Raw genomic sequence first — 15,520 nt, 5'->3', positions numbered from 1 at the left:
TAACATTCGACAATCTGCAAAAAAGCCCGAGATTTCGGTGTTTTTGTTTATTGACTATTCTATAAATTCTAAATAGACTTAATTGTGTGTGAGAATAGGACAAATAGGGGGGATTCATATCTTTTAAATTATTACTTTACTCTAGTAGAGTGATAAATTGCTAGAAAGATTAAAAACAAAAAAGGGGGAATAGTGGTTGAAAATCAGAAGAGTTTTACCGTTACTTTTGGTCTTTTTAATGGTCTTCTCTAGCTTTGCATCGGCAGCAGCTCCTTCATTGCCAAAGACTAGCAAAGCAAATAAGGCAACTGCATCAGCTAAAGCTAGTACTTTGAAAAAACTTCCAAAATCAGTAAAAGTAAAAGAGACAGAAAAAAATTATAAAAAATCAGATAAAGTTCGTGTAATTGTTGAAGTTGATGGTGCCCCTGCGATTACATATGCAACAAAGCAAGGGAAAAAATATAGCGAGCTATCAAAATCAGTCAAAGCACAACTCCAAAATAAATTACTAGATGCCCAGCAGGCTGTAAAAGGTCAGTTTGCCAAAAAGGCGATCAAAATGCAGTTCAAGCAAAACTTTACGACTACATTTAATGGATTCAGTGGCGTTGTTGAATATGGACAAATCGCTGCCATTAAAACAATAGATGGGGTTGCAAATGTGTCGATTGCAACTGAATATCAACGTCCCGAAATTGAACCAAACATGTTATATAGTAAAGAAATCGTTGAGGCTCAAAAAGCTTGGGAAGCTTTTGGTAAAAAAGGTGAAGGAATGGTCGTTGGTATTATCGATACCGGGGTCGACCCAAGCCACAAAGATTTTATTTTAACAGATGGTTCCAAAGCAGCACTTACCAAGGAAGAAGTGGATGCAGCGGTCGCTGGAAAGGGCTTGTCAGGTAAGTTTTACACCGAAAAAGTCCCTTATGGCTATAACTATTACGATGAAAATGCTCAAATTCTAGACTTAGGTCCTGAAGCTTCCATGCACGGTATGCACGTTGCTGGTACGGTTGCAGCAAACGGCGACGAAGCGAATGGCGGTATTAAAGGGGTTGCACCAGAAGCCCAGGTGCTTGCCCTTAAAATATTCGGTAATGATCCAGAAATGCCTTCTACATGGGGTGACATCGAAATCAAAGCGATTGACGATGCCATTACATTAGGTGCAGATGTCATCAACATGAGCTTAGGTTCGACTGCTGGTTTCGTTCAGCCGGACGCTCCAGAGCAAGAAGCCGTTCAAAGAGCGGTTGATAATGGTGTGTTAATGTCTATTTCAGCTGGTAATTCAAACCACTTTGGAGATGGCTATAGCAATCCATTAGCCGGAAATCCTGATTACGGTGTTGTCGGTACACCTGGTAGTTCAAACAGCTCAATACAGGTTGCTTCACTTGAAAATAACTATCTTGATCTTTATGCTGCTACTTATTCATTTGACGGTACGGAAGCTGGGAAGGCCCCATATCTTTCTTCCAGCAGCGTCGATCCTAATAAGTTAGAGCAAAAGAAATTTGATATTATTGATGCGGGAATCGGACAGCCTTCCGATTTTGCAGGAAAAGATTTCACTGGGAAATACGCGTTAGTAAAACGTGGAACCCTTACATTTGTTGAAAAAACGATGAATGCACAAAATGCAGGTGCAGCAGGAATTATCGTTTATAACAATACAAGTGGTTTACTTAGCATGGCTACATCTCCAGAAATCAAGATTCCACAGCTATTTGCCTTAAAATCTGATGGAGACACGATGAAGGCTGCATTAGATGCGGGCCAAGCAGTTTCGATTGAATTCCAAGGAGACAAGAAGACAACACAAAATCCATCTGCTGGACAAATGTCTACGTTCACTTCATGGGGCGTGACATCTAATTTAGATTTCAAACCTGAAATTACTGCTCCAGGTGGAAATATCTATTCCACTTTTAATAACAACTCTTATGGTGTCATGAGTGGGACATCGATGGCTGCCCCACACGTTTCTGGTGGATCTGCACTTGTTCTTGAACGAGTGAAAGAGGATTTTGCTGATCTTACAGGTGCAGCAAAAGTAGGCATGGCAAAAAACATTTTAATGAACACTAGTAAAGTGATTGATGATAAGGGCACATATAATGCTGCTTATACGCACAATCCTTACTCACCACGTCGTCAAGGTGCTGGTGTGATGCAATTACATGCTGCATTAAGTACACCAATCGTGGTTACAAACGCGGCCACAAATGAAGCAAAAGTTGCACTAAAAGAAATCAAAGATAATAAAGCAACATTTACCCTAAAAGCACAAAACTTCTCCGACCAAGCAGTTACTTATAAAGTGGACGGAAGTGTGTTAACAGATTTAGTACTTGAAGATGCTAGTGGTTACCTGGTAGATCAACTTGAGTCTCAAGGGATCTATAAAGCTGGTACAGTAGCAGAAGCCGCTCCATGGAAGGGTGAATTCCCTATCTCATTTAGCCAAGATGAGTTGACGATCCCTGCTAAGGATAGCGTGACATTAGATGTTACCGTTGACTTAACTGATACAGTGGAATGGGCTTATAACGTCCCATTAGATGTCCTTTTTGCTAATGGTTATTTCGTCGAGGGATATGTTACGTTAACAGATGTTAACGATGTAAATCCAACGGTTTCCGTACCATATGTAGGATTCAATGGTGATTGGAATAAGTCACCTATTATCGATTCAATGATTTACGATGATAAATTTGCTGATTCCTTCTATGGCTGGACTGGTATGCTTACAGCTGCCGGCACGGACGAAGATGGTAATCAGAACTTTAACTATTTAGGCGTGAATCCTGCAGATGAAACAGCTCAAGAAGCTAAAATCGCCATTTCACCAAATGGTGATGGTCAAAATGATAATGCGATTCCAATTCTTTCTTTCTTGCGCAATGCGAAAACAGTAGAATACAAGATTGTTGATAAAGACGGAAATGTCCTTCGCAAACTCAAGTCTGACACGCTCGTTTCTAAAAACTTCAACGATGGCGGAAGAGGGGCTCAATACTACTTAAATCCTGCCAATGCATGGGATGGAAAAATAAAGAACAAGCTAGTTGCAGATGGTCAATATTTCTACGAAGTAGATGCAACTATTGATTATGCTGGTAAAGATGCACAAAAAGTGACATTCCCTGTCCTAGTTGACACAGTTGCACCAACTGTAACAACAGCAAGCGTAAATGGCAATCAACTAACCGTTGCATCAACAGATGGAACTGGTTCGGGTGTGGCTTATTACGATATTACGGTGAATGGCAAATCTGTATATAGTAATGGCGAACTCCCATTAGCAGGCAATAAAACAGAGTATACATTAAAAGAAACTCCAGCAGTTGGTGCATTAGTAGAGGTCGTAGCCTATGACTTTGCAGGTAACTCAAGTATGGCCGAAGCTGCCGTAACAAATGGTGCAAATGATGGTACAATTCCATTTATTCATGTTACCTCTATTGGTGCAACAGGAGTCTACAATTCTCATGAACTGCCTGTTGAGGGATATGTAACAGATGATTCGAAAATTCGTGAATTAACTGTTGAAGGGAAGCCTGTAGAGTTAACGTTTAACGCTGAGGAAGCTCGTTATGAATTCAGTACAACCGTCAAGGTCGCCAAAGACGGTGTACACAAAATTCAAATTTCCGGTACGGATGTTGCAGGGAATGTTATTTCCTACCAAGTTCGTGATCTTATCGTGGATACCACAGCACCTCGTATTAGTGTCAGTGTTCCAACTAGAGTGAAACCAGATGTAAACTCTGTGGACCTAAATGCAACCATTTCTGATAACTTTGATAAGATCCGCTACTTTGTTGATGGAAGCGAAGAATTCTTTAAGGATTTTGCTGAACCATATCAAATGAGAAACATAAGTCAAAATGTAACAACCAAGCTTGATCTAGCCCCTGGTAAAAATACCTTTACACTTGAACTTGTTGATATTGCAGGCAACAAGACAACCAAAGAGGTTAACGTCTTTAAGGGCTATCAGGTGAAGTTTTACAACGGCAGCACGCTAGTTAAGCAAGCTGACGTAATAAAGAATTCAAAAGTTGCGGCTCCAGCGGCTCCAACTAAATCAGGTTATACCTTCTTCGGCTGGTATAAAGATGCAAGCTTTAAAACCAAATTTGACTTTAACGCACCGATTGTGGCAGACACAAACGTATATGCACGTTTTGTTAAAAATCCTTCTACACCGACATCAGTAAAGGTTGCTTCTTCTGACTACAATAAATTAACCGTCAGCTGGGCAAAAGTAACAGGAGCAGGTGGGTATGAAGTATATCGTGCCACTTCTAAAACAGGTTCCTATAGCAAAGTAGCGACCGCCAGCGGAAGCACAGCAAGCTATGTAAATAGCGGCTTGGCTACAGGTCATACCTACTACTATAAGGTTATTGCTTATACATCAGTAGAAGGTAAAAAACTTGTTAGTCCAAGCTCAAGCATTGTTAGTGCGAAGCCGGCTCTTAAAACTCCAACAAGTGTGAAAGCTGCTAAGGCAAGCAGCACATCTATAAAAGTTTCTTGGGCTAAAGTAAGTGGTGCAAGCGGTTATGAAGTATATCGTGCCACTTCAAAATCTGGCAGCTACACAAAAGTAAAATCGACTACTTCTTCAAGCTACACCAATAAGAAATTAACCAAGGGCAAAACGTACTACTATAAAGTAAGAGCTTATCGTACAGTAAATGGTTCTAAGGTTTACAGTTCCTATTCTAGTGTGGTATCAAAAGGGTTAAGTAAATAGTAAGAACAAAAAGGAACGCTCGGATCACTTTGGATTCGAGCGTTTTTTTGTGTTTATTTTTCATTGGACATTTTTACAAGGGTAATAATATCGCTTGAAAGCTTGCTATAAGATGGATTTTTGGCCTTTATATTGGCCTTGATGCCATTAATCAGCGGCAACGCTTTGGGGTTTGTAATCGTTAAAACCTGAACATTACCGTTAAAAGCTTTATCAATCACTTCTTTTGCTCGATCCAAATTATCATCATTATTTAACTTGTCTGGGTCAACTCCATCAAGATTCCCCTTGCCTGAGGAGCCGGAGGTGCTTTTTAACACCTTATTCTGAAGCTCATCATAACGAGTTGAGGTAGCTTCTTGTTTGGCACGTGCCAAAATAACAGTGTCATCTAGGACAAATACTTTAATCCCGGGGATGCCCTCTCCGGATAGGCGTGATTCCAAATGAGAGGATATTCCGCCGTCATGAAGGCTGGAACTGCCGATTAAACTATAAACATTTGCCCCTATCCCTTCTGTTGTTTGGCTGTTTCGATTGGTTGTACTTTTCTTTGCTCGATCTACGCTTGGAATTACATTGACACTATTTTGGTTGTGGACATGCCCATTTCCTTTGTTATTTACCGATTGATCATGATAGTTGATATTTTCAGCAGCCCCTACTTCATTTTCTTTCATTCCGTTTTGACTTGCACAAGCTGTTAGCATTAAAACAGCACCAAAGAATGGTAATCCCCAAATTTTCCATTTACGCTTCAACATAAAAAATGCCTCCTTTTTTTTTAATTATTTTCTCCGCTGCTATTTCTAAGTATGAGTGGATTATTTTGGGAACATATTAAAATTAGTTGATTGAGAATAATGTCGAAAAACCATGGAGGTTCGAAAATGGCTGAAGAAAACAAACAGAATCCTGAAACCTTATCAAGAAGAAAGTTTTTACGCAATACAGGCTTCACTGTTGGCGGTCTAGCAGTTGGTGGTGTCTTGGGTAGTCTAATCCCTCGAAATAATGATAAACAACAAAAAGCACCACCACCTGCGGCAGAGAATTTCAATCAGGCACTCATGTATTTTACACCTGAACAATTTCAACTGACTGAAGCCGCAACGGAACGGATTTTTCCTGAGGATGAGTCTGGACCGGGTGCTAAAGCACTCGGGGTAGCTTTCTTCATTGACCATCAGTTAGCAGGTGATTGGGGTTTTAATGCAAGGGAATATATGCAGGCTCCTTTTTTTAAAGGGGAAAAAGTCCAAGGCTACCAAGGCCGGTTAAGGCGCAGAGACATTTTTGATATTGGCCTAAGGGAACTTCAAAATCACAGTATGGCGGTCCATAAGAAAAAATTCACCGAACTCAAAGAGGAAGAACAGGATGCCATTCTTAGTGATTTTGAACAAGATAAGGTGAATTTGACGACCATTTCTCCAAGTGGATTCTTCCTTTTGCTGAGAAGCGCAACGCTAGAAGGTGCTTATAGCGATCCACTCTATGGAGGAAATAAAAATATGGACGGCTGGAAAATGAGAAATTATCCAGGCAGTCAAATGGCATACACAGATGTTATTGAAAAAGATTTTAAGAAAATAAATCCACAAAGCTTAAAGAATCATTTAAATCACTAAAAAGGGCAGGTGGCAGCGATGGCAAGGAAATTACCGAAAGTCGATGTAGTGATTGTTGGTGTAGGTTGGGCAGGTGGAATCATTGCCTCTGAACTGACAAAAAAGGGACTAAAGGTCGTTGGTTTGGAAAGGGGTAAGGAACGCAAAACAGAAGATTACTTTATGGTTCATGACGAACTTCGTTATGCATTACGCTATGGAATGATGCAAGATCTGTCAAAGGAAACAATTACTTTCCGAGGAAATGAACGAATTCGTGCTTTGCCGATGCGTCAGTATGGGTCATTTTTGCTTGGCGATGGTTTAGGGGGGTCGGGTGTCCATTGGAACGGACAGACTTTCCGCTTTTTGCCCTACGATTTTGAAATCTATAGCAAAACCGTCGAAAGATATGGGAAAAAGAAAATTCCAGCCGGGATGACCATCCAGGATTGGGGCATTACCTATGATGAATTAGAACCCTATTATGATAAATTTGAAAAGCTAACCGGTATTTCCGGAGAAGAGAATCCGCTGGCTGGTAAACGTTCGGACAAGTATCCTACGCCGCCTATGAAAAAGTCACCACCATTAAAGATGTTTGAGGAAGCGGCGAAAAAGCTGAAATTGCACCCATATATGATGCCGTCTGCGAATCTTTCAGAATCCTACAAAAATCCAGATGGAGTCTCACGGGCAGCCTGTCAATATTGCGGTTACTGCGAGCGCTTTGGCTGTGAATATGGAGCAAAAGCAGACCCTGTGGTGACCGTTATTCCTGTTGCCAACAAAACGGGCAATTTTGAAATAAGAACCCACTCAAATGTAAGAAGAATATTAAAAAAGGGCGATAAAGTAACGGGCGTATTGTACACCGATGTGACTACCGGTGAGGAAATTGAGCAGCCGGCAGATATTGTTGTAATGACCAGTTATGTATTTAATAACATCCGTCTATTATTAATGTCGGACGTAGGTAAAGCATATGATCCGCAATCAGGTAAAGGCGTGATTGGAAAAAATTATGCGTATCAAGTCATCAAAGGAAATGCGGTAGGCTTTTTTGATGATAAAGAGTTTAATACCTTTGCAGGGGCAGGATCGCTTGGCATGGTTTTGGATGACTATAATGGTGATAATTTTGACCACTCTAAGGTCAATTTTATCCATGGCGGAATGGTTTCGCTCAGCCAAACGGGAATGAGACCGATTCAAAATAACCCGGTTCCTGGCGGCAAACCAACCTGGGGAAAAGAATTTAAGGAAAAGTCGGTTAAATATGCGAACCGCTTTTTATCCATAGGTGCTCAAGGTTCCTCTATGCCGTTTCAACACCATTATTTAGACCTTGACCCAACCTATAAAGATGCTTACGGAGATCCATTAATACGCATAACGTTTGATTTTGAGGATCAAGATCGGAATCTTGCCAAGTTTCTTGCCTCCAAATGTGCGGATGTCATGAAAGAAATGGGAGCGAATCATATCGATACGATGAAAGAATTGGGTCCATATGATATCACTACGTATCAATCCACACACAATACCGGCGGCGTCATCATGGGGGATGACCCTGCAACCTCGGCAGTAAATAATTATTTGCAAATGTGGGATTATGATAACTTGTTTGTTGTGGGTGCAACCGCGTTTCCGCACAACTCCGGTTACAATCCAACCGATACAGTCGGTGCCCTAGCCTACCGCGCAGCTGAAGGCATTCTTAAATACCGGGATAAAGGCGGACAAGTGGTGTAAATTCTTTTCAAAATTGGATTAAATCATCTTGATAGTGTTAATATAGATAAATGAATTGGAAATAGGAGGAGAAAAAATGACGACAGTAAATGATAACAATACCTTACCACCAAAAACTTGCTCGGTAGATCGCTTAGTAACGATGGAAGCCGATGTGAAAAAAGTTCTTTCAGGTGAAAAAACAGCGACACGCCGTAATGGCCGCTATGCAGACCCAGGTGAAATCATGACACTAGAAGGCCGTGATTTTGTGGTAGATCGCGTCTATTCCCAAGCATTAGGTGAACTAACAGATGACGATGCCCGCCGCGAGGGCTTTGCGACAGTTGAAGAATATAAACAGTCTATTTTAAGCTATCACCCTGGAATGCCTTGGCTGCCGCAAATGCGAGTTTGGGTTCATGAGTTTAGCCCTGTTCAAAAATAGAAACATCAGAAACGTGGTCCATTCATCAATGGGCCGCTTTTTTTATGGGCAATTAAACCAAAATAGCGGGGTAATTACTTGGTTAAATCACTGGAAAAAATTATAATAATCCTAGAGAAAGATTTCCGGCAGGCTGGAGTGAGAGGATGAAATTTTTATCAAAATACATAAGGACATATTGGAAATCTTTTAGCATAGCGGTTCTATTTCTTACCTTTGAGGCCCTAAGTGATTTATTGCAGCCTACCATTATGGCAAAAATTATTGATGAAGGGGTAGCTAACAGGGATATCCACTATGTGTTGAAAATGGGCGGACTGATGCTGCTTATTACAGCCGGTGGCGCTGTAGCTGCTTCGACTAGAAGTGTGGTTGCGAGCATTGTTTCCCAAAACTTCGGGACCGAGTTAAGATCAGACTTATTTAAAAAGATTCAAATGCTTTCGTTTAAAAACATTGATAAATTTGACCGTGCCTCATTAGTGACAAGGCTGACGAATGATGTCACCCAGGTTCAGGTGTTTGTCAATGGATTAATGCGGATATTCGTTAAAGCTCCGTTACTCGCGATCGGCGGGTTGATTATGGCGACAAGGTTAAACTTGCAGCTCTCGGTTGTTCTGGCTGTGGTCGTCCCGATTGTTGCCTTGTTAATTATTTTTAATCTACGATTAGGATTCCCCCGCTTTTCTCGTGTCCAAAAAGCATTGGACCGAGTGAACAGTGTGATGCGGGAGTACTTATCCGGTGTCAGGGTTGTCAAAGCCTTTAATCGGTTTGATGTTGAGGTTGGCAAATTTAAAGCAGTGAATGACGACTATAAACAGAAATCCGTCGCAGCGAACCGCCTGATGGCCACCTTTAGCCCGCTGATTATGTTGACTGTCAATCTTGGTATTGTAGCAGTCCTTTGGATTGGCGGAAACGGCGTGGATTCCGGTGATATTCAAGTTGGACATATTATTGCCTTTATCAACTATATGACACAAATATTATTTTCACTGATGATGATTTCGATGGTTTTTAACATGTTTGTCAGAGCTAAAGCCTCTGCAGGGAGAATCAATGAAGTATTTTTACAAGAGGACCCCCCTACTTGGAATGAACGGCAGGACGAACCTTTTACAGAAAAAGGACGAATTGAATTTGAAGATGTTTCTTTTTCTTATGAAGGTGGTGTGGGTGACCCTATTTTAAAAAATATTAATCTTACAATTCTGCCTGGAGAAACGGTTGGGATCATCGGTTCAACCGGATCGGGGAAAAGCACGCTTGTCGGACTAATTCCCCGCTTCTATGATGCCGTGAGCGGAACGATTAAGGTCGATGGTGTGGACAGTAAACTGGTCGACCCGAAGATTTTACGGGAGAAAATTGCGATGGTTCCTCAGAAGAATATTTTATTCACAGGAAGTGTCGCGGAAAATATTCGCTGGGGGAAAGAAGACGCAACCGATGCGGAAGTAATAGCTGCTGCGGCCATCGCAGGGGCGCATGATTTTATCGAGAAATCTCCAGAAGGCTACCAAACGAGAATTGGTCAGGGCGGAGTTAATTTTTCGGGCGGACAAAAACAGCGGATTTCGATTGCCCGGGCGTTAGTGAAAAAGCCAGAGATATTGATTTTAGATGATAGTACAAGTGCCGTGGATGTTGCCACAGAGGCAAAAATCAAGGAGGCCTTGAAGAAATATGCAAAGGGGCTCACTTGTTTGTTAATTGCGCAGCGGATCACCTCGATTATCGATGCCGATAAAATCATCGTCCTCGATCACGGCAAGTTGGTTGGGATGGGGACCCATCAGGATCTATTGAAGGATTGCCGCGTCTATCAAGAAATCTACCAATCACAAGTAGGTAAGGAGGTGTCGCATTAATGTCAAAGGAAAACATACAAACCACCTCCACCCCCGCTGCCCCGCCGCCGATGCGACCTGGCGGATTTGGCGGTGCTCATCGCCGCGGGCCAGTTGTGAAGCCGAAGAACTTTAAAGGAACGCTGAAAAGGCTGTGGGAATACTTCGGCAAAGAACGAAAAATGCTATCGGTCATTTTTATCTTTATCGTGATTGATTCTGCCCTGATGCTGCTTGCCCCCTTCCTGATTGGAAAAGCAATTGATGCGATGAGTAGTCAGGGCGGTAAAGTCGATTTTGGCTTTCTTGAAGTGATGATTGCCATTTTGGTAGCTGCTTATGTGTCTGACAGTTTACTTACTTTTTTACAAGGCTGGCTGATGGCAGGTGTATCGCAGCGGATTGTCAAACGCTTACGAGATGCCCTTTTTAAAAAGTTGCAAAGCTTGCCGGTATCATTTTTCGATGCTCGTTCACACGGTGAGTTAATGAGCAGGCTTTCGAACGATGTCGATAACGTGAGTAACTCCATCTCGCAATCGACGACGCAATTAATGTCCGGAGTGGTCATTATTACCGGGTCATTAATATTAATGCTTCTAATAAGCCCATTATTAACGCTGGCCAGCTTAATTACCGTACCGCTCGTCTTTTTACTGACGAGGACGATTGCGAAACGGACCAGTGTTTTTTTTAAGGACCAACAAGTCCAGCTTGGAAAATTAAATGGACAGATTGAGGAAACAATATCTGGAATTGAAATTGTTAAAGCTTTTAATCATGAGGAGAAAGTCATTGAAGAGTTTGATGTAGTCAATACAAGATTGCGTGAGGTCGGCCTCAAGGCGCAAATTTGGTCCGGGTTTTTGATGCCAATCATGAACGTGATCAATAACTTAGGCTTTGCTATTGTCGCCGTGGTTGGTGGAATTCTTGCGGTAAAAAGCATCATCACGATTGGGGCAATTGCCAGCTTTATCACCTACTCGAGGCAATTCGTCCGCCCGCTTAATGATTTGGCTAATATTTTTAATATTCTTCAGTCCGGAGTGGCTGGTGCAGAGCGCGTCTTTGAAATTATCGATGAACAAGAGGAACCGCTTGACCATCCTCATGCCATTAATTTAGAAAAGCCAAGAGGACATGTTGTTTTTGAAAATGTTAGTTTTGGGTATCGGGCCGATGTTCCCATACTAAAAAATGTCAGCTTCGAAGCTGTTATCGGCAGCAGTACCGCCCTCGTTGGTCCAACCGGTGCAGGAAAAACAACCATTGTAAACTTGCTAACGAGATTTTATGACGTGACCAGTGGACGCATTCTGCTTGATGGCCATGATATTCGTGAGTACACACGGGACAGTTTGCGGAGATGCTTTGGATTTGTTCTCCAGGATACATATTTATTCTCAGGAACGATCAAGGAAAACATCAAGTATGGAAATGCGCAGGCAACCGACGACGAGGTCGAGCGTGCGGCGAAGATGGCCAATGCCGACACGTTTATTAAGCGGCTGCCCAACCAATATGAAACAGTCTTAACCGAAAACGGCGGCAATTTAAGTCAAGGACAGCGGCAGCTGTTAGCGATAGCGAGAGTGATCCTAGCGAAGCCTGCTTTGCTCATCTTGGATGAGGCAACAAGCAGTATTGACACCCGAACCGAGCTTCATATTCAAGAAGCCTTGCTATCCTTGATGGAGAACCGGACCAGCTTCATCATTGCCCACCGCCTCAACACGATTCAGGGTGCTGATACCATCATGGTCATCGACCACGGAGAAATCATCGAGAACGGTAATCACGAGGAATTAATGAGCCAAGAAGGTAAATATTATAGTATGTTTTATAATCAATTCAAAAACGTGGACGCGGGATTAGAATGATGTGGAGACTGGGGAACTAGTCTCTTTTTTTGTGCTCAATATAGCTTTCATTGCCGGAGGGAGCATATTTTTGGTAGATGCGGTAAATGAAGCTGCCTTGGATTGACCATTGAGACGACTTTTGACTTGTAGCGGTAAATGAACCACCCGTTCATTGCCTGTAGAGACTTGTTTTTTCAAAAAACGGTTAATGCCCCCATTTCATGTCCTTTCCTATAAAATCCCAAACCTCTCTATCAAAAAATGACACTAAATAATGACAACTGTAAAGACAGTTGGTAGAATACTAATGATTAATAGAATTATTCTGTACCTAAACTTAAGAAATTTAGGGAATAATGTAAAAAAAGCTACGAACTTAGGGGGATCGACATGAACAACAAAAAGGAAATATCAGGCCGGAGATTGCTTGGCATCGCCGGTATGGGATGGATGTTCGATGCCATGGACGTCGGCATGCTTTCATTCATTATCGCAGCCTTAAAAGTAGAGTGGGATCTAACTCCTGGACAGATGGGCTGGATTGGGAGTATCAATTCAATCGGGATGGCCGTTGGTGCACTTATTTTTGGTCTAATGGCAGATAAAATCGGCCGTAAAAATGTATTTATCATCACCTTATTATTATTTTCTATCGGAAGCGGTCTTTCCGCGCTTACCACAACACTAGGCGCTTTTTTAGCACTAAGATTTTTTATCGGCGCGGGTCTTGGGGGAGAACTACCGGTTGCCTCGACCCTCGTATCAGAAAGTGTCCCTGCTGAAAAACGCGGCAGAGTGGTTGTCCTGCTGGAGAGTTTTTGGGCCGGCGGATGGTTGGTATCCGCCCTTATTTCCTACTTTATCATTCCAAAGTATGGCTGGCAGATTGCCTTAATTATTAGTGCTATTCCTGCCTTGTATGCTTTATATTTAAGAATTGGTTTACCTGACTCACCGCGCTTTACAGCATTAAAGAAAACCGAAAGAATCTCTGCTTTTCAAAGCTTTGCAAAATTATGGTCGAAGGAGTATCGCCGTCAGACCACAATGCTGTGGATCGTCTGGTTTTGTGTCGTCTTTTCCTATTATGGGATGTTCCTCTGGCTTCCAAGCGTCATGGGTATGAAGGGCTTTAGCTTAGTAAAAAGCTTTGAATATGTTTTAATTATGACCTTGGCACAGCTGCCAGGTTACTTCACGGCCGCATGGTTTATTGAAAAATTCGGTCGGAAATTTGTTTTAGTCGTATATTTACTTGGAACAGCAGTCAGTGCGTATTTCTTTGGAACGGCAGATTCCACCGCCCAATTGCTGACAGCAGGAATCCTGTTATCATTTTTTAATCTTGGAGCGTGGGGCGGCCTTTATGCCTATTCACCAGAACAATACCCAACGATCATCCGTGGAACGGGTACGGGGATGGCTGCTTCGTTTGGACGGATCGGCGGGGTACTTGGCCCATTATTGGTAGGGTCGCTTGTTACGAAAAACGTGCCAATTTCAACAATCTTCACGATTTTCTGTATCGCCGTTCTTGTTGGTGCTCTTTCGGTCCTTTTCTTGGGAAAAGAAACGAAAAGAAAAGAATTAGTATAATAATTTTGGGTGTAGAGATTCCTTAATTTGGAGTCTCTTTCTTTTATTGTAAACAGGGAAACATATTTAACGAAAATGTTTGAAAAACAGTGCTTTCCCACCTAATAAAAGCTAATCCTTTTCGACTTTAGTGGAATAAAGTTTTTGTCTTAATAAAACAGTATTTTTAATATATTGCAAATTATTTTAAAATAATGTATAATACTACTAGACGAACCCTTAAATATTATGTACAATGTTTTCAGAATATTATCTTTTTTTAAAACAGTTAGACAAAAGTAGTTGGGAAAATTTTTCAAAAAATTAGGGGGTAAGTCATGAGGAAGAGAAAATTAGCTGGAGTATTTATGTCTTTTATGGTAGCAGCAGGGGTGTTGGCAGGATGTAATTCAAGTGCTAGTGGTGATGGAGAAAAAGGCGGCGATATTAAAATTGGTGCCAACCTTGAACTATCTGGCGGAGTAGCTTCTTATGGTCAGTCGGCAAAAGAAGGTATTGAACTAGCCATCGAAGAAATCAACAAAGAAGGTATTAATGGCAAAAAATTAAAATTAGTGACAGTCGACAATAAGTCGGATGCTGCTGAGGCAACGAATGGTGCACTAAAACTTGCCACCCAAGATAAAGTTGTGGCAATGATTGGGGCAGCAACAAGTACAAACACACTAGCTCAAGTACAGATTGCTCAAGATAACAAAATTCCATTAATCACACCAACTGCAACAAACGCTACGATCACAAATAAAGACGGAAAGCTAAATGACTTTGTCTTCCGTACATGCTTTATCGACCCATTCCAAGGTACAGTTGCCGCGAACTTTGCGACCAATGATTTAAAGGTTAAAAGTGCAGCTGTATTAATTGATAGCTCAAGCGACTACTCTAAAGGTCTGGCTGCTTCTTTCAAAAAGAATTTTGAAGCAAATGGCGGGAAAATTGTTAAAGAAGAAGCGTATGTGGCAAAGGATACAGATTTCCGTGCTACTTTAACAAATATTAAAGCAGCAAATCCAGAATATATCTTTGTTCCTGGTTTCTATGAAGAAGTTGGGTTAATTATTAAACAAGCTCGTGAGCTTGGCTTAAATGTACCAATCATGGGTGGTGACGGTTGGGATTCTCCTAAACTAGTAGAAATCGCTGGCGCACCAACACTTAATAACACATTTATTACAAACCACTACTCTTCAGGTGATAGTGATAAAAAGGTTCAAGAATTCGTTTCTGCATTCAAAGCGAAATACGATGGTAAATCTCCGGATGCCTTTACAGCTCTAGGTTATGACACAGTATACTTCCTTGCTGATGCGATTAAGCGTGCTGGAAGCAGTGATTCTAGTAAAATTAAAAAGGCGCTTGAAGAGACTGATGGATTACAGCTTGTTTCAGGTAAAGTGAAGCTTGACAAAAACCACGATCCAATCAAAGCCGCAGTTATCCTTGAGTACAAAAACGGTGAACAACAATTTAAGACAAAGATCAACCCATAATAGTATCTGCTAGACAAATTTTCATAGTTTGCCAAAGGGATAGGGAGCGTAATGTCTCCCTATTCCCCTTTCTAAAAGAAATGCAAGTTTCCCAACATGCAAACGTTGTTTAATTGTATTTAAAAAAAGATTCGTAGAAGTCGGTCC

At 41.5% G+C, this 15,520-nt stretch carries 9 protein-coding genes; 8 read left to right on the top strand and 1 reads right to left on the bottom strand.

Annotated features, from left to right (window positions below; translation table 11 throughout):
• The first annotated feature begins 196 nt into the window (after positions 1 to 196).
• Complete coding sequence (locus tag FS608_RS14195; protein ID WP_144551888.1) at positions 197 to 4,774, top strand: S8 family serine peptidase; 4,578 nt, start codon at positions 197 to 199, stop codon at positions 4,772 to 4,774.
• A 53-nt stretch (positions 4,775 to 4,827) separates the two neighbouring features.
• Here the strand turns inward: FS608_RS14195 and FS608_RS14190 are convergent, their stop codons facing one another.
• Positions 4,828 to 5,538 (bottom strand): hypothetical protein, encoded by a 711-nt coding sequence (locus FS608_RS14190; RefSeq protein ID WP_144551885.1) that lies wholly within the window; start codon positions 5,536 to 5,538, stop codon positions 4,828 to 4,830.
• Between the two features lie 126 nt (positions 5,539 to 5,664).
• Between FS608_RS14190 and FS608_RS14185 the strand changes: the two genes are divergently transcribed.
• The 7 genes from FS608_RS14185 (at position 5,665) to FS608_RS14155 (ending at position 15,373) form a co-directional block, all read left to right on the top strand.
• Positions 5,665 to 6,405: a gluconate 2-dehydrogenase subunit 3 family protein gene (locus FS608_RS14185; protein ID WP_144551882.1), complete on the top strand. Its 741-nt coding sequence runs from the start codon at positions 5,665 to 5,667 to the stop codon at positions 6,403 to 6,405.
• An 18-nt stretch (positions 6,406 to 6,423) separates the two neighbouring features.
• Positions 6,424 to 8,139: a GMC family oxidoreductase gene (locus FS608_RS14180; RefSeq protein ID WP_144551879.1), complete on the top strand. Its 1,716-nt coding sequence runs from the start codon at positions 6,424 to 6,426 to the stop codon at positions 8,137 to 8,139.
• Positions 8,140 to 8,215: 76 nt separating this feature from the next.
• A complete protein-coding gene (locus FS608_RS14175; protein WP_144551876.1) occupies positions 8,216 to 8,566 on the top strand; it encodes an ASCH domain-containing protein in 351 nt (116 codons plus the stop codon).
• A 146-nt stretch (positions 8,567 to 8,712) separates the two neighbouring features.
• Complete coding sequence (locus tag FS608_RS14170) at positions 8,713 to 10,443, top strand: ABC transporter ATP-binding protein (RefSeq protein ID WP_144551873.1); 1,731 nt, start codon at positions 8,713 to 8,715, stop codon at positions 10,441 to 10,443.
• Positions 10,443 to 12,305, top strand: coding sequence for an ABC transporter ATP-binding protein (locus FS608_RS14165; RefSeq protein WP_144551870.1), 1,863 nt, complete (start codon positions 10,443 to 10,445; stop codon positions 12,303 to 12,305). The genes FS608_RS14170 and FS608_RS14165 overlap by 1 nt, the downstream gene beginning before the upstream one ends.
• A 372-nt stretch (positions 12,306 to 12,677) precedes the next feature.
• Entirely contained in the window at positions 12,678 to 13,883 is a 1,206-nt protein-coding gene (locus tag FS608_RS14160) for an MFS transporter (RefSeq protein WP_144551866.1), read from the top strand.
• Positions 13,884 to 14,200: 317 nt separating this feature from the next.
• Complete coding sequence (locus tag FS608_RS14155) at positions 14,201 to 15,373, top strand: ABC transporter substrate-binding protein (RefSeq protein WP_144551863.1); 1,173 nt, start codon at positions 14,201 to 14,203, stop codon at positions 15,371 to 15,373.
• Positions 15,374 to 15,520: the final 147 nt, after the last annotated feature.

It is taken from the genome of Bacillus sp. X1(2014) (assembly GCF_007678255.1).
The sequence above is the reverse complement of the archived record's forward strand: the minus strand, read 5'-3'. Positions and strand labels throughout refer to the sequence as shown.

Coding starts and splice junctions, on each gene's coding strand:
- FS608_RS14190 (WP_144551885.1), bottom strand. CDS start 5,538: ATGTTGAAGCGTAAATGGAAAATTTGGGGATTACCATTCTTTGGTGCT.
- FS608_RS14185 (WP_144551882.1), top strand. CDS start 5,665: ATGGCTGAAGAAAACAAACAGAATCCTGAAACCTTATCAAGAAGAAAG.
- FS608_RS14180 (WP_144551879.1), top strand. CDS start 6,424: ATGGCAAGGAAATTACCGAAAGTCGATGTAGTGATTGTTGGTGTAGGT.
- FS608_RS14175 (WP_144551876.1), top strand. CDS start 8,216: ATGACGACAGTAAATGATAACAATACCTTACCACCAAAAACTTGCTCG.
- FS608_RS14170 (WP_144551873.1), top strand. CDS start 8,713: ATGAAATTTTTATCAAAATACATAAGGACATATTGGAAATCTTTTAGC.
- FS608_RS14165 (WP_144551870.1), top strand. CDS start 10,443: ATGTCAAAGGAAAACATACAAACCACCTCCACCCCCGCTGCCCCGCCG.
- FS608_RS14160 (WP_144551866.1), top strand. CDS start 12,678: ATGAACAACAAAAAGGAAATATCAGGCCGGAGATTGCTTGGCATCGCC.
- FS608_RS14155 (WP_144551863.1), top strand. CDS start 14,201: ATGAGGAAGAGAAAATTAGCTGGAGTATTTATGTCTTTTATGGTAGCA.